Source organism: Burkholderia sp. JP2-270 (assembly GCF_003233675.1).
Taxonomy (GTDB): Bacteria; Pseudomonadota; Gammaproteobacteria; order Burkholderiales; family Burkholderiaceae; genus Burkholderia; species Burkholderia pyrrocinia_C.
Genome location: NZ_CP029824.1, coordinates 870965 through 892189, shown reverse-complemented (window position 1 = coordinate 892189; position 21225 = coordinate 870965). Strand labels below are relative to the sequence as shown.

Annotated in this window: 18 protein-coding genes and 1 tRNA gene; 5 read left to right on the top strand and 14 right to left on the bottom strand. The window is 67.9% G+C overall.

Annotated elements, in window-relative coordinates:
* Positions 1-57: 57 nt before the first annotated feature.
* Positions 58-2343, top strand: coding sequence for a penicillin-binding protein 2 (mrdA, locus tag DM992_RS04235; RefSeq protein ID WP_111015839.1), 2286 nt, complete (start codon positions 58-60; stop codon positions 2341-2343).
* 11 nt (positions 2344-2354) lie between these two features.
* Positions 2355-3503 carry a rod shape-determining protein RodA gene (gene rodA / locus DM992_RS04230; protein ID WP_111015837.1) on the top strand — a complete coding sequence of 383 codons (1149 nt, stop codon included), beginning with the start codon at positions 2355-2357 and terminating at the stop codon, positions 3501-3503.
* A gap of 96 nt (positions 3504-3599) precedes the next feature.
* On the opposite strand, the gene DM992_RS04225 is transcribed toward rodA, so the two are convergent.
* From DM992_RS04225 to def, 14 genes are all read right to left on the bottom strand, one after another.
* The gene (locus DM992_RS04225) at positions 3600-4376 is read right to left on the bottom strand and encodes a tetratricopeptide repeat protein (protein WP_111015835.1); all 777 of its coding nucleotides are present in this window, start codon (positions 4374-4376) and stop codon (positions 3600-3602) included.
* On the bottom strand, positions 4373-5158 hold the full coding sequence (locus DM992_RS04220; RefSeq protein WP_111015833.1) for an aldolase/citrate lyase family protein: 786 nt from the start codon (positions 5156-5158) through the stop codon (positions 4373-4375). Before DM992_RS04220 ends, DM992_RS04225 begins: the two co-directional genes overlap by 4 nt.
* A 312-nt stretch (positions 5159-5470) precedes the next feature.
* Positions 5471-5923: a 6-carboxytetrahydropterin synthase QueD gene (gene queD / locus DM992_RS04215; RefSeq protein ID WP_006477472.1), complete on the bottom strand. Its 453-nt coding sequence runs from the start codon at positions 5921-5923 to the stop codon at positions 5471-5473.
* An 18-nt stretch (positions 5924-5941) separates the two neighbouring features.
* Positions 5942-6574, bottom strand: coding sequence for a 7-carboxy-7-deazaguanine synthase (gene queE, locus DM992_RS04210; protein ID WP_111015831.1), 633 nt, complete (start codon positions 6572-6574; stop codon positions 5942-5944).
* Positions 6575-6648: 74 nt separating this feature from the next.
* Positions 6649-7383 (bottom strand): 7-cyano-7-deazaguanine synthase QueC, encoded by a 735-nt coding sequence (gene queC, locus DM992_RS04205; RefSeq protein ID WP_111015829.1) that lies wholly within the window; start codon positions 7381-7383, stop codon positions 6649-6651.
* A gap of 337 nt (positions 7384-7720) precedes the next feature.
* Positions 7721-7796 (bottom strand) — tRNA-Phe (locus tag DM992_RS04200).
* A 60-nt stretch (positions 7797-7856) separates the two neighbouring features.
* Complete coding sequence (esaR, locus tag DM992_RS04195) at positions 7857-8558, bottom strand: response regulator transcription factor EsaR (protein WP_111015827.1); 702 nt, start codon at positions 8556-8558, stop codon at positions 7857-7859.
* Positions 8559-10973: a sensor histidine kinase EsaS gene (gene esaS / locus DM992_RS04190; RefSeq protein ID WP_111015825.1), complete on the bottom strand. Its 2415-nt coding sequence runs from the start codon at positions 10971-10973 to the stop codon at positions 8559-8561.
* Positions 10963-11553 (bottom strand): DUF4390 domain-containing protein, encoded by a 591-nt coding sequence (locus DM992_RS04185; protein WP_034179354.1) that lies wholly within the window; start codon positions 11551-11553, stop codon positions 10963-10965. The genes esaS and DM992_RS04185 overlap by 11 nt, the downstream gene beginning before the upstream one ends.
* Complete coding sequence (gene rsmB, locus DM992_RS04180; protein ID WP_111017797.1) at positions 11550-12941, bottom strand: 16S rRNA (cytosine(967)-C(5))-methyltransferase RsmB; 1392 nt, start codon at positions 12939-12941, stop codon at positions 11550-11552. Before rsmB ends, DM992_RS04185 begins: the two co-directional genes overlap by 4 nt.
* 220 nt (positions 12942-13161) lie before the next feature.
* Positions 13162-14019, bottom strand: a complete 858-nt coding sequence (htpX, locus tag DM992_RS04175) for a zinc metalloprotease HtpX (protein ID WP_111015823.1) — start codon at positions 14017-14019, stop codon at positions 13162-13164.
* Positions 14020-14119: 100 nt separating this feature from the next.
* Positions 14120-14755 (bottom strand): LysE family translocator, encoded by a 636-nt coding sequence (locus tag DM992_RS04170; RefSeq protein ID WP_111015821.1) that lies wholly within the window; start codon positions 14753-14755, stop codon positions 14120-14122.
* Between the two features lie 125 nt (positions 14756-14880).
* Positions 14881-15864, bottom strand: coding sequence for a methionyl-tRNA formyltransferase (gene fmt, locus DM992_RS04165; RefSeq protein WP_111015819.1), 984 nt, complete (start codon positions 15862-15864; stop codon positions 14881-14883).
* A gap of 34 nt (positions 15865-15898) precedes the next feature.
* Entirely contained in the window at positions 15899-16402 is a 504-nt protein-coding gene (def, locus tag DM992_RS04160) for a peptide deformylase (RefSeq protein WP_059534915.1), read from the bottom strand.
* A gap of 184 nt (positions 16403-16586) precedes the next feature.
* Here def and dprA point away from each other — a divergent pair, with 184 nt between their 5' ends.
* The 3 genes from dprA (at position 16587) to DM992_RS04145 (ending at position 21150) form a co-directional block, all read left to right on the top strand.
* The gene (dprA, locus tag DM992_RS04155) at positions 16587-17915 is read left to right on the top strand and encodes a DNA-processing protein DprA (protein WP_239511309.1); all 1329 of its coding nucleotides are present in this window, start codon (positions 16587-16589) and stop codon (positions 17913-17915) included.
* 36 nt (positions 17916-17951) lie between these two features.
* A complete protein-coding gene (locus DM992_RS04150; RefSeq protein WP_111015817.1) occupies positions 17952-18332 on the top strand; it encodes a thioredoxin family protein in 381 nt (126 codons plus the stop codon).
* Positions 18333-18525: 193 nt separating this feature from the next.
* Complete coding sequence (locus DM992_RS04145; protein WP_111015815.1) at positions 18526-21150, top strand: DNA topoisomerase III; 2625 nt, start codon at positions 18526-18528, stop codon at positions 21148-21150.
* Positions 21151-21225 lie beyond the last annotated feature (75 nt).

Below are 21225 nucleotides of genomic sequence, written 5' to 3'. Positions count from 1 at the left end.
GCGCTCCGGGGCGGCACCTCGCCCGCCCGCGCGCGGGTCGGATAGACGCTCAACCGCATGACCGAATTCAACGACACCCAACAGCAGCTCTCGAAGTTCCGCCTGCGCGTCGCGGCGGCGGGCGTGTTCGTGTTCGTCTGCTTCGGGCTGCTCGCGAGCCGCTTCTTCTACCTGCAGCTGATGCAGCACGGCAAGTACGCGCTGCAGGCCGAGGAAAACCGCATCTCGGTTGCGCCGATCGTGCCGAACCGCGGGATCATCACCGACCGCAACGGCGTGATCCTCGCGAAGAACTATTCGGCGTACACGCTCGAGATCACGCCATCGAAGCTCGACGACACGCTCGACAACACGATCGACAAGCTGTCCGAGATCGTCCCGATCGACGCACGCGACCGCCGCCGCTTCAAGAAGCTGCAGGAAGACTCGAAGAACTTCGAGAGCCTGCCGATCCGTACGCGGCTCACCGACGCGGAAGTCGCGCGCTTCACCGCGCAGCGCTTCCGCTTCCCCGGCGTCGACGTGCGCGCGCGGCTGTTCCGCCAATATCCGCTCGGCACGACCGCCGCACACGTGATCGGCTACATCGGCCGGATCTCGAAGCGCGACCAGGATCGTATCGACGCGATCAGCGACGACAACGACAGCGACCAGGAAAACTACGATCCGCGCCGCGACGCGAACAACTACAAGGGCACCGACTACATCGGCAAGATCGGCGTCGAGCAGAGCTACGAGACCGAGCTGCACGGGCTGACCGGCTTCGAGGAAGTCGAGGTGACGGCCGGCGGCCGGCCCGTGCGCACGCTGTCGCGCACGCAGGCGACGCCCGGCAACAACCTCGTGCTGTCGCTCGACATCGGGCTGCAGCAGGTTGCCGAGCAGGCGTTCGCCGGCAAGCGCGGCGCGCTCGTCGCGATCGAGCCGAAAACGGGCGACGTGCTCGCGTTCGTGTCGTCGCCGAGCTTCGACCCGAATTCGTTCGTCGACGGCATCGACCAGCAGACCTGGGACGAGCTGAACAACTCGACCGACAAGCCGCTGCTGAACCGTCCGCTGCACGGCACCTATCCGCCCGGCTCGACGTACAAGCCGTTCATGGCGCTCGCGGGCCTGACGCTCGGCAAGCGCTCGCCGGGCTGGGGTTTCCAGGATCCCGGCTACTTCACGTTCGGCGGCCACACGTTCCGCAACGACGTGCGCTCGGGCCAGGGCTGGGTCGACATGAACAAGGCGATCATGGTGTCGAACGACACCTACTTCTACATGCTCGCGCGCGACCTCGGCGTGAACGCGATCGCGAACTTCATGAAGCCGTTCGGCTTCGGCCAGATCACCGGGATCGACATCCAGGGCGAGGCGCGCGGGATCCTGCCGTCGACCGACTGGAAGAAGAAGGCATTCAAGAAGGCCGCGCAGCAGAAGTGGTTCGACGGCGAGACGATCAGCCTCGGGATCGGCCAGGGCTACAACTCGTTCACGATCCTGCAGCTCGCGCACGCGACCGCGACGCTCGCGAACAACGGCATCGTGATGAAGCCCCACCTCGTGAAGGAAGTCGAGGATCCGATCACGCGCGGGCGCCGCCTGACCGTGCCGAAGGAAAGTGAAACGATCCCGCTCAAGCAGGCCGACATCGACGTCGTGAAGCGCGGGATGGAGAACGTGATCGAGAACCCGTCCGGCACTGCGTACAAGGTGTTCCGGGGTGCACCGTACCTCGCCGCCGGCAAGACCGGTACCGCGCAGGTGTTCTCGCTGCAGGGCTCCAACTACAAGGGCCACCTGCTCGCCGAGCACCTGCGCGACCACGCGCTGTTCATCGCGTACGCGCCGGTCGACCATCCGCAGATCGCCTTGGCGCTGGTCGTCGAGAACGGCGGCTGGGGCGCGCAGGCCGCGGGCCCGATCGCGCGCCGCGTGCTCGACTTCTTCCTCGTCGAGCGCCAGAACCCGCAGAACGAAGCCGCGGCCGTGGCTGCCGCGGCGTCGGCGACCGAACCCGTGAATGCGCCGGTGATCGGCGATGCGAACAAGCCTGCCGCCGTCGCCGCCGGCTTCAAGGCGCTGCCGCAGCCCGTCGTGCCGACCGCGGCCAGCGCGGCGGACGCGGCATCGGCCGCGTCGGCGCCCGATGCGTCGGGTGCGGCCGGTGCAAACGCAGCGCAGCCGGCCAACGCGAGCGCCGCGGCGCCGATGGCCGCGAGCCTGCCGCCGATCCGGCGCCCGCACCGGCCGCGCCGGCCCGCCAGCGATGCGCAGCCGCTCGTCGCCACGCCGCGGGACGACAACCACCGTGCGACGGCCCCCGCGAAAGCGGCGGACGCCGGCACCGCTCATTAACGGAGAAAGGCATGCAATTCGACAAGCGCGCCTGGCTCGACAAGATCAAGCAGATGTTCGCGGGCTTCGACCGCCCGCTCGCCCTCATCGTGTTCCTGCTGCTGTGCGTCGGCATCGTCACGCTGTATAGCGCGGCGATCGACATGCCGGGCCGCGTCGAGGACCAGTTGCGCAACATCCTGCTGACGTTCGTGCTGATGTGGGTGATCGCCAACATCCCGCCCACCACGCTGATGCGCTTCGCGGTCCCGCTCTATACGTTCGGGGTCGCGCTGCTGATCGCGGTCGCGCTGTTCGGGATGACGAAGAAGGGCGCGAAGCGCTGGCTGAACGTCGGCGTCGTGATCCAGCCGTCGGAGATCCTCAAGATCGCGACGCCGCTGATGCTCGCGTGGTACTACCAGCGCCGCGAAGGCGGGCTGCGCTGGTACGACTTCGTCGCCGCATTCGGGATCCTGATGGTGCCGGTCGGGCTGATCGCGAAACAGCCCGACCTCGGCACGGGCCTGCTCGTGTTCGCGGCCGGCTTCTTCGTGATCTACCTCGCCGGCCTGTCGTTCAAGCTGATCGTGCCGGTGCTCGTCGCGGGCGTGATCGCGGTCGGGTCGATCGCCGTGTTCGAGGAGCGCATCTGCCAGCCCGAAGTGCAGTGGCCGCTGATGCACGACTACCAGAAGCACCGCGTGTGCACGCTGCTCGACCCGACCTCCGACCCGCTCGGCAAGGGCTTCCACACGATCCAGGCCGTGATCGCGATCGGCTCGGGCGGCGTGCTCGGCAAAGGCTACCTGAAAGGCACGCAGGCGCACCTCGAATTCATTCCGGAGAAGCACACCGACTTCATCTTCGCGGTGTTCTCGGAGGAATGGGGGCTCGTCGGCGGAATCGTGCTGCTGACGCTATACATGGCGCTGATCGCGCGCGGGCTCTATATCGCCGCGCAGGGCGCGACGCTGTTCGGCCGCCTGCTCGCGGGCTCGCTCACGCTCGCGTTCTTCGTCTATGCGTTCGTCAACATCGGGATGGTGAGCGGCGTGCTGCCGGTCGTCGGCGTGCCGTTGCCGTTCATGAGCTACGGCGGCACCGCGCTCACGACGCTCGGCATCGCGATCGGGATGATCATGAGCGTCGGGCGACAGCGGCGGCTGATGAAGAGCTGACCGCGCTGCCTGCACCGCGGAAAGAAAACGGCGCCCCGGGGCGCCGCTTTTCATTGGACATCCGAGCGCGGCCATGCAACGCGGCGCGTCGCCCGCTCACTGCGGTGCCGCGCGCGGGCTCCCCGGCTCCGCACCGATGCCCGACGCCGGCCCCTGCGCCTTCAGCCGCGCACTCAACTCCTTGAATTTCAATCCGGCCGTCTCGTCGCCCTGCGCGGCCGCCGCCGCGTAATAGGCCCGCGCGATGTTCAGGTTCTGCGCAACGCCGTCGCCGCCGCGCTCGTAGAACGACGCGGTCACGTACTGCGCGGTCGGCTCGCCCGCATCGGCGGCCTGCTTGTACCACGCGAACGCCTGCCGGTTGTCGCGCGGCGTGCCGCGCCCGTCGAGGAACTGGTTCGCGAGCGACAGCTCGGCCTGCACGTGCCCCTGCTTCGCCGCCCGCAGGAACCAGCGATGCGCTTCGGCCGGATTGCGCGCGACGAACTCGCCGTCGTCGAACATCCGGCCGTACACATACTGCGCGTGCGACATGTTCGCGTCGGCCGCGCGCTTCAGCCAGCGCAGCCCTTCGTCGACGTTCGCCGTCACACCTTCGCCCGTCAGCAGCATCATTGCGTAGTTGAACTGCGCAAGACGATCGCCGCGCTCGGCCGCGTCGTGGAACTGCACCAGCGCCGCGCGATAGTCGCCGGCGTTGTAGTCGGCGACCGCCGATTGCGTCTCGCGCGACGGATCGGGCTTCGCTTGCGGCGCGCCCTGCGCGGCCGCCGCGACACACACGGCCCACAGGCCGAGCATCGCGCCGAACCGCCCGCGCGCACCGGCCGCACCCTGCGCGCGCCTGCAAGACGCGCCGTCGCCGCCGTTCATGACCGTACCTCCTGCAGCGCTTGCCGCGTCGCACGCAGCAGCCAGCTCACGTCGGCCGACAGCGTGATCATCCGGTAGCCGGCCTCGCGGTACTGCCGCGCGCCCACCGCGTCGCCCGCGAAGATGCCGACCGCGACGCCGGCCTGCTTGCCGGCCGCAAGCACGCGCGCCATCGCGGTTTCGACGTCCGGGTGGCGGATGTCGGCGAGATGCCCGAGGCTCGCCGCGAGATCGGCCGGGCCGATGAACAGGCAGTCGACGCCGGGCGTCGCCGCGATCCGCTCGACTTCGTCGACGCCGCGCGCCGATTCGATCTGCACAACCACCGCGACCTGCGCGTTCGCCGTCTGCACGTAATCGCGGCGCATGCCGAACGCCGCCGCGCGCACCATGCCCGCGACGCCGCGCAGCCCGTCAGGCGATTCCGGCGACGGGAAGCGCGTGAGCCGCACTGCGTGCGCGGCGTCGTCGGGCGTCTCGATGCACGGAAACATCAGCGTGCGCGCGCCGGCGTCGAGCGCGCGCTTCACGCGCCACGGCTCGCGCGCCGGCACGCGCACGACGGGCTCGCTCGGCAGGTGCGCGGCAGCGATCGCGCGCAATTGCGACACGACGTCGCGGCTGTCGTTCGGCGCGTGCTCCATGTCGATGCAGAGCCAGTCATAGCCGGCGTGCGCGAGCGCTTCCGCGGCCGAGTCGCTGCCGAGCGACAGCCACAGGCCATACAGCGGCTCGTCGCCGTCGCGCAGGCGTAGTTTGAGGGAATTGGTGAGCGTGCTCATCGATACGGCCTCCTGGACGGAACGGCAATCGAACGGGACAAGCAACAGGCGAAGCCGGACGCAGCACGCCGGGCGGCGCAGCGCGGCGGCGCCAGACCGCGCCGGTCAACGTCGGTCGGCCGTGGGCGGCCAATCTGACAGCGCGGGCCGCGCGAACGCGCACGGGTGCGTTTTACGGTGCCACGCAACGATCATAGCGCGGCGTTACGCGGAATGTGGGAACGGACGGGGAGCAGCGCCGGCAGGGACGAGGCCGCGAGGCACGGCGACGGGCAGCCCGCGCAGGCCGGCGGGGCTGCAGGGAAGGCAGGATCAGCGGCCGGGCTGGCGCTCGACGTCGGCCCAGCAGTTCGGCGTTTCGTACAGGCGCACGCGCTCGAGGCGCAGGTTCACGCCGTAGTGCGCGTCGTACACGTTCGCGAGGAGGTCGAACGCGATCGCCGCGAGGTTCTCGACGGTCGGGATCCGGTCGATCACGACGGTCTTGTGGTCGGCCATCTGTTCGAGGAACGAGCGCACGACGTCGTCGCGCGCATAGACCAGGAATGCATGGTCCCACTTGCTGACGAGGTGCTCCATCGCGAGCGCCTTCACGTCGGCGAAATCCATCACCATGCCGCGGTCGGGAGCGCCCTCGGTATCGACGAGATCGCCGCGCAACGTGATTTCGAGCACGTAGCGATGGCCGTGCAGGTTCCGGCACTGGCTGCGGTGATCGGGAATGCGGTGGCCCGCGTCGAATTCGAGTTTTCGGGTAATCAGCACGATGTCAAAAGCCGTGGCTCAGGGAATGTTCAGATATTTGTGGGTCTGCATCGACAGGCGCCACTGCGGATGACGCTTGCACCAGTCGATCGCGAGCTTCGTATTGAGCTCGCGCGACGGGCCGTCCATCGGCTGGACGAGGAAATACTCGAAGTCGAGCTTCGCATAATCGGCCAGCCGCTGGTTGTCCTGCGGGATCACGACCTTCAGTTCGTTGCCCTTCGTGACGACGAGCGGCGCGTCGGCCTTCGGGCTCACGCAGATCCAGTCGATCGACTCGAGCACCGGCAGCGAGCCGTTGGTCTCGATCGCGATCTCGAAGCCGGCCGCGTGCAGCGCATCGACGAGCGGCTGGTCGAGCTGCAGCATCGGCTCGCCGCCCGTGCAGACGACGAAGCGGTGCGCTTCGCCGTCCGGCCACAGGCCGGCGATCGTCGCGACGAGCGCTTCGGCGTCCTTGAACTTGCCGCCGTTCTCGCCGTCGGTGCCGACGAAGTCCGTATCGCAGAAGCGGCACACGGCCTCCTCGCGATCCTCTTCGCGGCCCGACCACAGGTTGCAGCCGGCGAACCGGCAGAACACGGCCGGCCGGCCCGCGTTCGCGCCCTCGCCCTGCAACGTGTAGAAAATTTCCTTGACCGCGTAAGTCATCGTCCGTCGTCCGGCTCGCGCCGCTCGTTGTCGATCAGAATCCGTATTCATCAAGCGCTGCCGGCGCAGCCGCGTCACAGCGGCGCTTCGGTCACCCGCTCGCCCTTCTGGTAGGCCTCGTAGCCGCGCTTGCGCAGCTTGCAGGCCGGGCACTCGCCGCAGCCGAAGCCCCAGTCGTGCAGTTCCGCGCGCTCGCCCACGTAGCACGTGTGCGTCTCGACGCGGATCAGTTCGACGAGCGCTTCGCCGCCGAGCTGCTCGGCGAGCTGCCACGTCTGCGCCTTGTCGAGCCACATCAGCGGCGTCTCGAGCACGATGCGCGTGTCCATCCCGAGATTCAGCGCGACCTGCAGCGCCTTCATCGTGTCGTCGCGGCAGTCGGGGTAGCCCGAAAAGTCGGTCTCGCACATCCCGCCGACCAGCACGCGCAGCCCGCGGCGATACGCGATCGCCGCTGCGATCGTCATGAACAGCAGGTTGCGGCCCGGCACGAACGTGTTCGGCAGGCCGTTCGCCGTCGTCTCGATCTCGATCGTGCGCGTCATCGCGGTATCGCTGATCGCGCCGAGCACCGACAGGTCGATCATGTGATCGTCGCCGAGCCGGTCCGTCCACGCGGAAAAATCGCGCTTCAGCGCTTCGCGCACGCCTTCGCGGCATTCGAGCTCGACACGATGGCGCTGGCCGTAATCGAAGCCGAGGGTCTCGACCGTCTGGTAGCGTTCGAGGGCCCACGCCACGCACGTGGCCGAGTCCTGCCCGCCGGAAAACAACACGAGCGCGCCGTCTTTAGCGTCTGTCCGAATCACCGTGATACTCCGTGAATGTATAGGCTCGCGTCGCGCTGCGCCCCGGGGCCGGCTGCCGCCGGGCGGCCCGACGCGTACCGGCCTGCGCCGGCTCGACCAGTATAGGCAGCGCGGTCGGCCGCGAACGCGGCGGAGCGCTTATACCGCCCATCGCGCGACATCGTTGCCGCGCATCACGGCGGCGCGTTGCTGGCGGCCTGCCGTGCGCATGAAGCGATGCGCTAAGTCATTGAGCGGGCACGGATTTTATCATGCCCCCGCGAATGCTGCCGCGCACGCGATGCCCACCACAAACGAAAAACCCCAAGAACCTTCCGATTCTTGGGGTTGGAACTGCTGGTGGCCTGGGACGGAATCGAACCATCGACACGCGGATTTTCAATCCGCTGCTCTACCAACTGAGCTACCGGGCCAACGAAGAATGAAAGTATATCGAGCTTTTCTCGCCTGCTCAAGCGTTTTCGCAAAAAATTTTATACCGCGCCTTCGGACGGCTTCTTGCCGAGCTCGACACCGAGCTGCTTCAGCTTGCGATACAGGTGCGTGCGCTCGAGGCCCGTCTTCTCCGCGACGCGCGTCATGCTGCCGTTCTCGCGTGCGAGGTGATATTCGAAGTACGCGCGCTCGAACGCATCACGCGCTTCGCGCAACGGGATGTCGAACGGGATCGCGGCCGTCTGCCCCGCGAGGCCGAGCGCCGCCGCCATGTCGTCGCCGAGCGTCGGCAGCGCCGCCGCGGACGCGATCGCCGCGGGCCCCGCAGCCTGTCCGGCGCCGCCCTTCGCCGCCGCGTTGGCGGACACCGGCGCCGCGCCGCGTGCGAGACCGTGCTCGACGGACTTCAGCAGCTTCTGCAGCGCGATCGGCTTCTCGAGGAAATCGAGCGCGCCGATCTTCGTCGCCTCGACGGCCGTGTCGATCGTCGCGTGCCCGGACATCATGATCACGGGCATCGTCAGCAGCCCCTGCGCCGCCCATTCCTTGAGCAACGTGACGCCGTCGGTATCGGGCATCCAGATATCGAGCAGCACGAGATCGGGCGCCTGATTCAGCCGGTATTCCCGCGCGGCCTGCGCGTTCTCCGCCGCCTCGACGACATGTCCTTCATCGCTGAGGATCTCCGAGAGCAATTCCCGGATGCCCATTTCATCATCTACCACCAGGATGGTTGCCATTTACGCTGCCCTTGTCTGCTCACTTGCTTTTGTCTTAGCGGGGGTCGTCCCGCCCTGCGCGCCCGGTTCGGCGCCTGGCGCATCGCTCGCCATCTGCAGGAACAGGATCGACACCTGCGCACCCTCGACGGTCTCGCCGTGCATGCGATTGCGCAGATCGATCCGCGCACCGTGCTCGTCGACGATCTTCTTGACCGTGGCCAGCCCGAGCCCCGTGCCCTTCGCCTTCGTCGTCACGTAAGGCTCGAACGCGCGGGTCAGGATGCGTGCCGGAAAACCGGGCCCGTTGTCGGACACGGTAAGACGTACCGCGACGCGCGTTTTGCCCTCGGCGTCGGGATCGCCATATTCTACTGTCTTGGTTTCGATCAACACACGCGGATGCGCGGCTTCCGCGACCGAATCCTGCGCATTCTGCAGCAGGTTGTGTATCACCTGGCGCAATTGCGTCGCGTCGCCGCGAATCACCGGCAGCGACGGCGCGAGCTCGGCGACGATCGGGCTCTTGCCTTCGCCGACGCCGTACAGCCCGAGCACCTCGCTCGCCAGTTCGTTCAACTGCAGGTTCGCGAGCACCGCCGGCGGCGTGCGCGCGTATTCGCGGAAATCGTCGACCATCCGCTTCATCGCGGCCACCTGGTTGACGATCATCGTCGCGCCGCGCTTGAGCACATCCGCGTCGGACGGCGCGAGCTTGTCGGACAGCTTCATCTGCAGCCGCTCGGCCGACAGCTGGATGGGCGTCAGCGGATTCTTGATCTCGTGCGCGAGCCGCCGCGCGACCTCGCCCCACGCGACCGAGCGCTGCGCGGAAATCACGTCGGAAATGTCGTCGAACACGACGACGTAACCGGACGTCTGCGGATCGTCGGCCTGCCCCTCGACCGTCGACACGAGGCGCGCACCGCGCACGAGCAGCGTCAGCGGTTCGGTTTCGCCCGGCATCTCGATCGCAAACTGCTGCTGCCAGTGGCCGCGATCGCCGCTGCCGCCGTCGGACGCCGCCTCGCGATCGGCGAACGCCTTGCGCACCATCGCGCCGAATCCCGCCGCAACGCCGATCCGGTCGAGCGTCGTGCCGATCAGCGCGTTGAACGGCTGCCGGAAGATCCGCTCGGCGCCGCGGTTGGCCGTCGTCAGCCGGAACTGGCGGTCGAGCACGAACACGCCGGCCGTCAGGTTCGCGAGGATGCTCTCGAGATACGTCTTCGAATGCTCGAGCGCGATGCGGTTCTTCTCGACCGCGAGACGCGCCTCGGACAACTGGCGCGTCATCGCGTTGAACGACTGCGTGAGGAAGCCGAGCTCGTCGCGCGTCTTGATCTCGCGCTTCGGCGTGTAGTCGCCTTCCGTGATCTCCTTGGTGCCCTGCGCGAGCAGGAACAGCGGCCGCGCGAGCTGCTGGCCGAGCGCGAGCGCGAGCATCATCGCGATGAAGGTCGCGAGAAACAGCGCGAGCGTCAGCGTGCCGATGTACATCTTGCGCAGGCCCGTGCGGCCGAGCGCCTTTTCCTGATACTCGCGGTACGCGCGCTGCACGGCGTCCGCGTTGTGCGCGAGCGTCGGCGGCACCGGCTGTGTGAGCTGCAGGAAGCGTTCGGCCGGCTGCAGCAGCGACGTCGTCGCATCGGGAATCGGCCGCACGACGCGCAGCCGCAGCGCGCCCTTCGCGCCGTGCGCGCGCGGATCGCCGTCGACCTCGCCTTCGATCGCCGCGTACGCGCCGTGTTCGCGCGCCTGGCTCAGCATCAGCGGCGTCGGCAGGTCGTCCGGAATCAGCGCCGCGAAATTGCCCGACGCCTGCGCGACGATGTGCAGGTCGGGCGCCGCGCCCGAACCGCCGCGGCTCGGCTCGACGATCGTCGCGTCCTGCACGCCGAACTGGTCGCGCAGCCGCAGCAGCGTGAGCGTCGTGCCGTTCGTGTTCGCGTCGACGCTCGCGAGCTGGTCGGACATCAGTCGCGCCTTCGTCTGCAGATCGGACAGCGACGCATCGAGCATCCCGCGGCCGAGGTTCAGACCGGCCGTCAGCGCCGTCTCGACGTTCACGTCGAACCACGACTCGATGCTGCGCGACACGAACTGGTACGACACGATGTAGATGATCCCGCCCGGCACCACGCCGACGAGCGCGAAGAACACCGCGAGCTTCGCGAGCAGCCGCGTGCCGAACTTGCCCTTCCTCAGGCGCACGACGATCATCCCGATCAGCCCGAGCACCACGAGCAGGAACACGAGCGCGACGACGATGTTGGTCGCGTACAGCCACGAGTAGTAGCGATCGAAGAATTCGGTATTCGCGCTCGCGGCCGCGAGCAGCACGAGCAGCAGCAGCGCGGTGAACGCGACGGTCGAGACGATCACGCGAACGAGGAGGCTCTTCCCGCTGGCCGCGCGGCGCACTTTATTTAGCACGTTCGGTCACCGTGAAGTTGAAGCGCTTCCAGTCCGACCCGAGCGTCCAGTCGCGATTGTTCACGGCGTCGACCTGGAACGGCTTCGGCATCAGCGCCGTATCGAGCTGCATCCGCACCGATGCCATGTAGGTTTCCCCCAGGCGCACCTGGTTGCGATCGATCACGTGCCACGACGTGATGTGCCGGACGACCGCGAGCGCGTCCTTCAGCGACGGGAAGCCGAGCTGCAGACCACCCGTCGACACGCGGTACTCGCGCGTGAGCGGCTGGAACGACAGGCGGATCGTCTGCGTCACCGACACCGGCTGCTCGTCGAACCAGTACCAGCGTGCTCGGCTCAGCTCGAAGTCGGTCGTGAAGTAAAGCGGGATGCCCTTGTTGACGGCATCCTCGAGGTTCGGATTCAGCTCGAAATCGAAGCGGGCATCGAGGCTCCAGCCGCTTCCATCGGCCTGGAGCGACGCGCGCTGCACGGCGATCGACTGGGCATGCGCCGGCCGGACGACGGCCAGGCACAGCGTCAACGCGACCATCAGGACGGCCGCGAGCCGAAGTGGAAAAAGGTGTTTGATCGTCACCGTTTCTGAAACCGCGCGTAGAAAAATCCGTCGTGATCGGTGTTCTGGTCGAGTGCGCCGGCGGCAGCCCCTCCCTGCACTCCGCCCGGCAGCAGCTGGCCGGGGGCGTCCAATCGTACCGCATCTTCGCAGACCGCTTCAAACCAGCGGGCCTGCGACTCGCCTTCTTCGGGGAAGATCGAGCAGGTCACGTAAAGCAGTTCGCCGCCCGGCTTCACGAGCGGCCACAGCGCCGACAGGATGCGGCGCTGTTCCGCGACGAGCGCCGGGATGTCGGCCTCGCGGCGCAGCCAGCGAATGTCGGGATGCCGCCGCACGATGCCCGATGCCGAGCACGGCACGTCGGCCAGGACGCGGTCGAACGGGCGCCCGTCGTACCACGCGCCGGGCACCCCCGCATCGCCGACACGCACGTCCGCTGTGAGCGACAGGCGCACGAGGTTCTCGCCGATGCGCGCCGCGCGCGTCGCGTCGCTTTCGAGCGCGACGACTTCCGCATCGGCCAGTTCGAGAATATGGCCGGTCTTGCCGCCGGGCGCCGCGCACGCGTCGAGCACGCGCATGCCGTCGCGCGCGCCGAGCCATTCGGCCGCGAGCTGCGCGCCGGCGTCCTGCACCGACACCACGCCGTCGGCGAATCCCGGAATGCGCTCGACCGGCAGCGCCGATGCGAGCCGCACCGCATGCCGGCCGATCGCGGTCGCGTCGATCCCGCTCGCGCGCAGCGTGTCGAGATACGCGTCGACGCTCGCGCGACGCGCATTCACGCGCAGCGTCAGCGGCCCCTGGCGCTCGCCGGCCGCGAGGATCGCCTGCCATGCGTCGGGCCATGCGCGCTTCACCGCATCGACCCACCATGCGCGGTAATTCCAGCGCGCAACGGCGTCGTCCTGCATCGCCGCGACGAGCACGTCGCGCTCGCGCAGGAAACGACGCAGCACCGCGTTGACCAACCCCTTCGCGAATGCGTATTCGCGGCGCGCGCCGATCACGGTCACGGCCTGGTCAACCACCGTGAACGCCGAGTATGCGGCATCGTCCACCGGATCGAGCAACAGCGCGAGCGCGCCGGCGAGCACCGCGTTCACGTGCGCGGGCGGCGCCTTGCTGACGAGCCGGCCGATCAGCCAGTCCACGCTGCCGAGGCGACGCATCGTCCGGTACGCGACGTCCTGCGTCGCGCCGCGCGCGAGTGCCTGCGCACCGGACGCCATCTGCGCGAATACCGCGGAGAGCGCCGCCGGCAGCGCGGTACCGCGCCGTACCGCATCGACCGCCTGCGCGGCCGCGTCGAGTGCGAAGCCGAGCGAATCGGGCGCAAGATGCGGCGCGGACAGGCGCGCCGGGCGGCCGGAAGAAGACGGAGCGGAAGAACGGGTTCGGGTCATCGGAGCGGAATCGGCAAACAAGCGCAGCAAACAAATGCGGCAAACGGCGGGATTGCGGCGGCCGTGCGGCCCTGCGATCCCAAACCGCGCATTGTAGCGTGCGGCCATGCGGCCCCTTTGGCCCCTTTACGGCGCGCACAAATGAAACACCCCGCAGCGCGAAGCGTGCGGGGTGGCGCGGCGTCCGCCGCGCGGCAACGGCCGCGCGGTGCGCCGAGGTTTAATCGAAGCGGCCGGTACGCGCCATCTCCATCAGGCGCGCGATGCGCTCCTCGGTGGCCGGGTGCGTCGAGAACAGGTTCTGCAGGCCGCCGCCGTGCAGCGGGTTCATGATCATCATCTGCGCGGTGGCCGGATGCGCTTCGGCCGCCTGGAACGGGATGCCGGCCGCATAGCGATGGATCTTGTCGAGCGCGGTCGCGAGCGACTGCGGATCGCCGGAAATCTGCGCACCGCCGCGGTCGGCCTCGAACTCGCGTGCCCGCGAAATCGCCATCTGGATCAGCGCGCCGGCAATCGGCGCGAGCAGCGCGACCACAATACCCGCGATCGGGTTGGCCGGCCGGCCGTTCTCGTCGCGCCCGCCGAAGAACATCGCGAAGTTCGCGAGTGCCGAGATCGCGCCCGCCATCGTCGCGGTGATCGTCGAGATCAGGATGTCGCGGTGCTTCACGTGCGCGAGCTCGTGCGCCATCACCCCGCGCATCTCACGCTCCGACAGCACGCGCAGAATGCCCGTCGTCGCGGCGACCGCCGCGTGCTCGGGATTGCGGCCCGTCGCGAACGCGTTCGGCGCATCCTCGTTGATCAGGTAGACGCGCGGCATCGGCAGGTTCGCGCGCGTGGCCAGCTCGCGCACCATCCGGTAGAACTGCGGCGCCGTGTTCTCGTCGACTTCCTGCGCGTTGTACATGCGCAGCACCATCTTGTCGGAGAACCAGTACGAGAAGAAATTCATGCCGAGCGCGAACAGCAGCGCGATCGTCATGCCGCGCGAGCCGCCGATCATTCCGCCGATCACGATGAACAGGGCCGTGATCGCGGCCATCAGCATCGCCGTTTTGACCCAATTGAACATACCCACTCCTTATCCGTCAGGGGACCCGCAGCGCAACACAGGGCGCGGCGGAAAATTGTAAGCGATTTGTTAGATAAGGTCTTGCCGGAAAAATTCAATCTCAGCGTTGCGAAGTTGCAAGACGCAGGCCGAGGCCGACGAAAGCGCTGCCGACCGTACGGTCGAGCCACTTCCTGACGCCCGGCTTGCCGGAAAAGCGCTGCGTGACGCTGCCCGCGACCCATGCGACCAGGCTGGTCCAGACCGTGCTCATCGCGACGAACACCGCGCCGAGGGTCAGGAACGCGAAGGCCTTGTGCGGGCTGTCGGCCGACACGAACTGCGGGAAGAACGACACGAAGAACAGCACGACCTTCGGGTTCAGCACGTTGGTCCAGAAGCCCTGCATGAACAGCTCGCGCAGCGGCTTTGCTGCCGTGGCAGCCTCGGCGCCCGGCGGTGTGCCGGCCTGCTTCGCGACGATCATGCGCACGCCAAGGTAGATCAGGTAAGCGGCGCCGACCAGCTTGATCACCGTGAACGCGGCAGCCGACGCCGCGAGCAGCGCCGTGAGGCCGAATGCGCACGCAAGTGCGTGTACGCAGCAGCCGGCCGAAATGCCAAGCGCCGACATCAGCCCCGCGCCGCGGCCCTGCGCGACGCTGCGGCCGACGATGTAGGCCGTGTCGGGGCCGGGCGTGACGTTCAGCAGGAAAACTGCCAGCACGAAGAAGCCGAAATGGGTGATGCCGAACATGAAAACCTCGAAGCCGGAGAGCGCAGGGAAATTCTACGCGCGCCTGCCGCACTGCGCGACTCGGCCGTTCGGCCGATTGCGCAGGGCCGGCAGGCCGTGTCGAATGGCGGTCAGGTCAGGTCACGTTACGCAACGTCGGTCAGTGCGAAACGCTGGCCCGCGGCGAGCGGCGAGCCGGCGAGGAATTCGCGCGCGGACAGCCGCTTGCCGCCCGGCTTCTGCAACTGCGTGACGCGCAGCGCGCCACCGCCACATGCGACGACCACGCCTTCCGGCGCAGCTTCGACGATCGTGCCGGGCGCCGCGTCGCCGCGCGCCGCCACCGGCTCGGCAGCCCACAGCTTGATTGCCGCGCCGTCGAGCGTCGCGACGCCGCCGGGAAACGGATCGAACGCACGCACCTGGCGCGCGAGCACGTCGGCAGGCTTGCGCCAGTCGAGCGCCGCTTCGTGCTTGCCGATCTTTTCCGCATAGGTCACGCCGTCGGCCGGCTGCGGCGTCGCCGGCAGCGTGCCGTCGCGCTCGAGCCGCACGAGCGCGTCGACGATCAGCCGCGCGCCGTCGGCGGCCAGCCGGTCGTGCAGCGTCGCGGTCGTGTCGTCGGGCGCGATCGCGATGCGCGCCTCGTCGATCATCGCGCCGGTGTCGAGGCCGACGTCCATCTGCATCAGCGTGACGCCTGTCTCGGCGTCGCCGGCCTCGATCGCGCGGTGAATCGGCGCGGCGCCGCGCCAGCGCGGCAGCAGCGACGCATGGATGTTGATGCAGCCGCTGCGTGGAATGTCGAGCACCTCCTGCGGCAGCAGCAGGCCGTACGCGGCGACCACCATCACGTCGTGCGGGGTCGAGCGCAGCAGCTCGATCGCGTCGGCCGCCTCCGCGGGGTACTTGCCCGCGCGGCGCAGCGACGGCGGCTGCGCGACGGGCATGCCATGCTCGACGGCGTAGCGCTTCACGGCGCTCGCCTGCAGTTTCATCCCGCGGCCGGCCGGGCGATCGGGCTGGGTGAGCACGAGCGGCACCGGAAAACCGGCCTCGTGGATCGCGGCGAGGGCAGCCGCGGCGAATTCCGGCGTGCCGGCAAAAATCACGCGCAACGTATGGGTCATGACAGCGTTCGGGGTCGGGCAGGATGAACGCGCGTCACATCGCGCGTTCGAGTTTCTTCATCTTCGTCTTGATGCGCGTCTGCTTGAGCGGCGACAGGTATTCGACGAACACGCGCCCCATCAGGTGATCCATCTCGTGCTGGACGCACACGGCAAGCAGGCCCTCGCAGTCGAGTTCGAAGGTCTCGCCCTGCTCGTTGAGCGCGCGCACGCGCACGTGGTCGGGACGCTCGACTTCGTCGTAGATGCCGGGCACCGACAGGCAACCCTCTTCATAGATCTGCTTCACGTCGCTCGACCAGACGATCTCGGGGTTGATGAACGCGCGCAGCTCGTTCTTTTCCTCGGAAACGTCGATCACGATCACGCGCTCGTGCACGTCGACCTGCGTGGCTGCAAGGCCGATGCCGGGCGCCGCGTACATGGTCTCGGCCATGTCGGCGACGAGCTTGCGGATCCGGTCGTCGACCTTGTCGACGGGCTTGGCGACCTTGTGCAGCCGCTTGTCGGGGTAATGAAGAATGTTGAGCAAAGCCATGGTGTTCGGTATTCGGTGGAGCAGGGTGCCCATCGGCCATCCGGCCGGCTGGCGCCGCCGCCGCGATGCAATGAAGATGAGGCGGATGCGCGGCGTATCAATGCCGCGGATCGCGCCTCCTGCAATTGGCCGGGCGCCTGCGCGCGCGGCCCTGTCGAGTATTTCGGATGATGAAAATTTTATCATGGCGCCACGCGGTCCGCTGGCCGCCGCGTTCGAGGGCAGCCTCATGTCACCTCAAGCGCTGACCACCTCCGCGTTGCGCGCATGGCTGCAGCTCGCGCATGCGCCCGGCCTCGCGCCCGCCGTACTGCAGGCGCTGCTCGACACGTTCGGCTCGCCGGCGGCGCTGCTGCGCGCGTCCGACCAGGCCATTGCCGCCGTGAGCAGCCCCGCCGCCGCGCAGGCCGTGCGCGCAAGCGAACACGACGATCTCGATGCACGCACCGATGCCGTACTGGCGTGGCTCGATGCGCCGGGCAACGTGCTCGTCACGCTCAGCGATCCGGCCTACCCGCCGCGGCTGCGCGACCTGCACGACCCGCCGCCGCTGCTATATGTAAAGGGCCGGCTCGACCTGCTGCACGCCCGCAGCGTCGCCGTGGTCGGCAGCCGCCACGCGACGCCGCAGGGGCTCGCCGACGCGACGCGCTTCGCACGCGCGCTGTCCGACGCGGGGCTCCCGATCGTGTCGGGCCTCGCGCTCGGGATCGACGGCGCTGCGCATCGCGGCGGGCTCGACGGCCGGTCGGGCACGGTCGCGGTAATCGCGACGGGGGCCGATCTCGTCTATCCGGCGCGGCACCGCGCACTCGCCCACGAGATCGCCGCGCACGGTGCGATGCTGTCGGAATGGCCGCTCGGCACGCCGGCCCGCGCAGCGCATTTCCCGCAGCGCAACCGGCTGATCGCGGCGCTGGCGGTCGGTGCGCTCGTCGTCGAGGCCGCTCCGCGCTCCGGCTCGCTGATCACCGCGCGGCTCGCGAACGAACTAGGGCGCGATGTGTTCGCGATGCCGGGCTCGATCCACGCACCGCTCGCGCAGGGCTGCCACGCACTGATCCGCGACGGCGCGAAGCTCACGGCGGCGCCGCTCGACATTCTCGAGGAATACGGGCTGGGCGAACCGACGACCGGGGCGGCGTGCCCCGGAATTCGGGGCGCCAATCCCGACGCGGTTCGCGGAACCGAAGCCTCCGGCCAGCGTGCCTGCGCCGGCATCATCGAAGCGGCCCCCTCAGGTCCGGCCACCGCGCCAGCGCGCATCGAAGCATCACCGCCTCCGTCGCCCAGCACCCCGTCCGAACTGGCCGTGCTCGCTGCACTGGGATACGGCCCCGTCACATACGAATGGCTCGCCGAACACAGCGGCCTGTCCGACGACGTGCTGCACCGCGCGCTGCTCGCGCTCGAACTGGCCGGTCGCGTCGCGAGTCTCCCCGGCGGACGCTTCACGCGGCTTGACGCGGCCCCCACCCCGCCCGCGCGCGGCGTGCTACATTTCCCCAAATAGGGGCGGCCACGCCGCCGACGATACCCAAGGAAATCCATGCCCGCGCTGAATCTCGACACCGATGCGGATCGGATCGCCGAGCGCCTCGCCGATCCCGGCACGTTGCTCGTCGCCTGCCTGTGCGCCGAGTGGTGCGGCACGTGCCGCGACTACCGGACGGCCTTCGACCAGCTCGCCGACGCGCATCCGGACGCCTGCTTCGCCTGGATCGACATCGAAACGCATGCCGACCGGCTCGACGAGCTCGACGTCGAGAACTTCCCGACGATCCTGATCGAGGATGCCAACACCGCGCGCTTCTTCGGCACGGTGCTGCCGCACGCGGCGATCGTCGAACGAATGCTGTCCGACCTGAGCGCGGTACCCGGTGCGCCGCACGCACCGAAATTGCGCAACATCCTGAACGTCGAAGCCTGAATTCGCGAGCCCGCCCGGCGATTTTTCGCGCGTTTGCGCGCCCCGCGGCGCCGGGCGCTTGCCGCCGTTGCGCCCCCCCTCTATGATGGGCCGCTTTTTACTCGCCGAGCCGCCGTCGCTTCGGCGTGTGCTATAAAGCGGTCGTTAAAGGGACCTACAACCGGCGAACCCGGTCTACCATCACACACCTGTCATGTCCAAAGCACTGATCATTGCGGAAAAGCCTTCTGTCGCGAACGACATCGCACGCGCTTTGGGCGGCTTTACCAAGCATGACGAGTATTACGAAAGCGACGAATTCGTCCTTTCGTCCGCTGTCGGCCACCTGCTGGAAATCGCCGCTCCGGAAGAGTACGAGGTCAAGCGCGGGAAATGGAGCTTCGCGCATCTGCCCGTCATCCCCCCGCATTTCGACCTGAACCCGATCGCAAAAAGCGAGTCGCGCCTCAAGGTGCTCACCAAGCTGATGAAGCGCAAGGACGTCGACCGCCTGATCAACGCATGTGACGCGGGGCGCGAGGGCGAGCTGATTTTCCGACTGATCGCGCAGCACGCGAAAGCGAAGCAGCCGGTCCAGCGCCTGTGGCTGCAGTCGATGACGCCGCAGGCGATCCGCGACGGCTTCGCGAACCTGCGCAGCGACACGGACATGCAGCCGCTCGCCGACGCCGCTCGCTGCCGCTCGGAAGCCGACTGGCTCGTCGGGATCAATGGCACCCGAGCGATGACCGCGTTCAACAGCAAGGGCGGCGGCTTCTTCCTGACGACAGTCGGCCGCGTTCAGACACCAACGCTGTCGATCGTCGTCGAACGCGAAGAGAAAATCCGCCGCTTCGTCCCGCGCGACTACTGGGAAGTGAAGGCCGCATTCGCGTGCGCGGGCGGCTTCTATGAAGGCAAGTGGTACGACCCGAAATTCAAGCGCGACGAATTCGATCCGGAGAAACGCGACTCCCGCCTGTGGAGCCTGCCGGCAGCCGAAACGATCGTCGCCGCATGCCGCGACCAGGTCGGCACGGTCTCCGAGGAATCGAAGCCGTCGACGCAACTGTCGCCGCTGCTGTTCGACCTGACGAGCCTGCAGCGCGAGGCGAACAGCCGCTTCGGCTTCTCCGCGAAGAACACGCTCGGCCTCGCGCAGGCGCTGTATGAAAAGCACAAGGTGCTGACCTACCCGCGTACCGACGCACGCGCGCTGCCGGAAGACTACCTTTCGACGGTCCAGTCCACGCTCGAGATGCTCAAGGAGAGCAACAACTACCTGCCGCACGCGAAGCAGGTGCTCGACAAGGGCTGGGTGAAGCCGAACAAGCGGATCTTCGACAACTCGAAGATCAGCGACCACTTTGCAATCATCCCGACGCTGCAGGCGCCGAAGTCGCTGTCCGAGCCGGAGCAGAAGCTGTACGACATGGTCGTGAAACGCTTCCTCGCCGTGTTCTTCCCGGCGGCCGAATTCCGCGTCACGACGCGGATCACCGAAGTCGCCGGCCATCATTTCAAGACCGAAGGCAAGGTGCTCGTCGAGCCGGGCTGGCTGCAGGTGTACGGCCGCGACGCCGAAGGCGCGGACGCGAACCTCGTGCCGGTGCAGAAGGACGAGAAGGTGAAGACGGACGAAATCGCCGCCGTCGCGCTCGTGACGAAGCCGCCCGCACGCTACTCGGAAGCGACGCTGCTGTCCGCGATGGAAGGCGCGGGCAAACTCGTCGAGGACGACGAGCTGCGCGAGGCGATGGCCGCGAAGGGCCTCGGCACGCCGGCCACTCGAGCGGCGATCATCGAAGGCCTGCTCGGCGAGAAATACCTGTTGCGCGAAGGCCGCGAGCTGATCCCGACCGCGAAGGCATTCCAGCTGATGACGCTGTTGCGCGGGCTCGGCGTGAAGGAACTGACCGCGCCGGAACTCACCGGCGAATGGGAATACAAGCTGTCGCAGATGGAGCGCGGCAACCTCGGGCGCGACGCGTTCATGCAGGAAATCGCCCGCATGACGCAGCAGATCGTCAAGCGCGCGAAGGAATACGATTCCGACACGATCCCCGGCGACTACGCGACGCTCGAGACGCCGTGCCCGAACTGCGGCGGCCAGGTGAAGGAAAACTATCGCCGCTTCGCGTGCACGAAGTGCGAGTTCTCGATCTCGAAGATCCCGGGCAGCCGGCAGTTCGAGATCCCCGAAGTCGAGGAGCTGCTGCAGAAGAAGGAAATCGGTCCGCTGTCCGGGTTCCGCAGCAAGATGGGGCGCCCGTTCTCGGCGATCCTCAAGCTGTCCTTCGACGACGAGACGAAGAACTACAAGCTCGAGTTCGATTTCGGCCAGGACCAGGGCGGCGAGGAAGGCGAAGCGCCCGACTTCTCCGCGCAGGAGCCGGTCGGCGCGTGCCCGAAGTGCAAGGGCCGCGTGTTCGAGCACGGGATGAGCTACGTGTGCGAGCACTCGGTTGCGAACCCGAAGACCTGCGACTTCCGCTCGGGCAAGGTGATCCTGCAGCAGGAAATCACGCGCGAGCAGATGGGCAAGCTGCTCGCCGACGGCCGTACGGACCTGCTGCCGAACTTCAAGTCGTCGCGCACGGGCCGCAACTTCAAGGCGTTCCTCGTGAAGCAGCCGGACGGCAAGATCGGCTTCGAGTTCGAGAAGAAGGAACCGAAGGCCGCTGCTGCGAAGAAGACGGCGAAATCGGCGACGAAGGATGCCGAAACCGTGACGGAAGGCGCCGAAGAGAAACCGGCACCGGCCCGCAAGACCGCCGCCAAGACCACCGCGACCAAGACTGCCGCCCGCAAGACGACGGCGCGCAAGACCGGCTCGTAACAGCCGGGCCGCCGGGGCTTCCCCCGGCGTACCGGGCGCTGCAGGCAGCCGAAAAAAACGCGGATCGAGCGATCG

What these genes read in the sequence shown, in the direction of transcription:
- mrdA (WP_111015839.1), top strand. Translation starts at nt 58, where the DNA reads ATGACCGAATTCAACGACACCCAACAGCAGCTCTCGAAGTTCCGCCTG.
- rodA (WP_111015837.1), top strand. Translation starts at nt 2,355, where the DNA reads ATGCAATTCGACAAGCGCGCCTGGCTCGACAAGATCAAGCAGATGTTC.
- DM992_RS04225 (WP_111015835.1), bottom strand. Translation starts at nt 4,376, where the DNA reads ATGAACGGCGGCGACGGCGCGTCTTGCAGGCGCGCGCAGGGTGCGGCC.
- DM992_RS04220 (WP_111015833.1), bottom strand. Translation starts at nt 5,158, where the DNA reads ATGAGCACGCTCACCAATTCCCTCAAACTACGCCTGCGCGACGGCGAC.
- queE (WP_111015831.1), bottom strand. Translation starts at nt 6,574, where the DNA reads ATGACTTACGCGGTCAAGGAAATTTTCTACACGTTGCAGGGCGAGGGC.
- esaR (WP_111015827.1), bottom strand. Translation starts at nt 8,558, where the DNA reads ATGGCAACCATCCTGGTGGTAGATGATGAAATGGGCATCCGGGAATTG.
- rsmB (WP_111017797.1), bottom strand. Translation starts at nt 12,941, where the DNA reads ATGACCCGAACCCGTTCTTCCGCTCCGTCTTCTTCCGGCCGCCCGGCG.
- htpX (WP_111015823.1), bottom strand. Translation starts at nt 14,019, where the DNA reads ATGTTCAATTGGGTCAAAACGGCGATGCTGATGGCCGCGATCACGGCC.
- DM992_RS04170 (WP_111015821.1), bottom strand. Translation starts at nt 14,755, where the DNA reads ATGTTCGGCATCACCCATTTCGGCTTCTTCGTGCTGGCAGTTTTCCTG.
- fmt (WP_111015819.1), bottom strand. Translation starts at nt 15,864, where the DNA reads ATGACCCATACGTTGCGCGTGATTTTTGCCGGCACGCCGGAATTCGCC.
- def (WP_059534915.1), bottom strand. Translation starts at nt 16,402, where the DNA reads ATGGCTTTGCTCAACATTCTTCATTACCCCGACAAGCGGCTGCACAAG.
- dprA (WP_239511309.1), top strand. Translation starts at nt 16,587, where the DNA reads ATGGCGCCACGCGGTCCGCTGGCCGCCGCGTTCGAGGGCAGCCTCATG.
- DM992_RS04150 (WP_111015817.1), top strand. Translation starts at nt 17,952, where the DNA reads ATGCCCGCGCTGAATCTCGACACCGATGCGGATCGGATCGCCGAGCGC.
- DM992_RS04145 (WP_111015815.1), top strand. Translation starts at nt 18,526, where the DNA reads ATGTCCAAAGCACTGATCATTGCGGAAAAGCCTTCTGTCGCGAACGAC.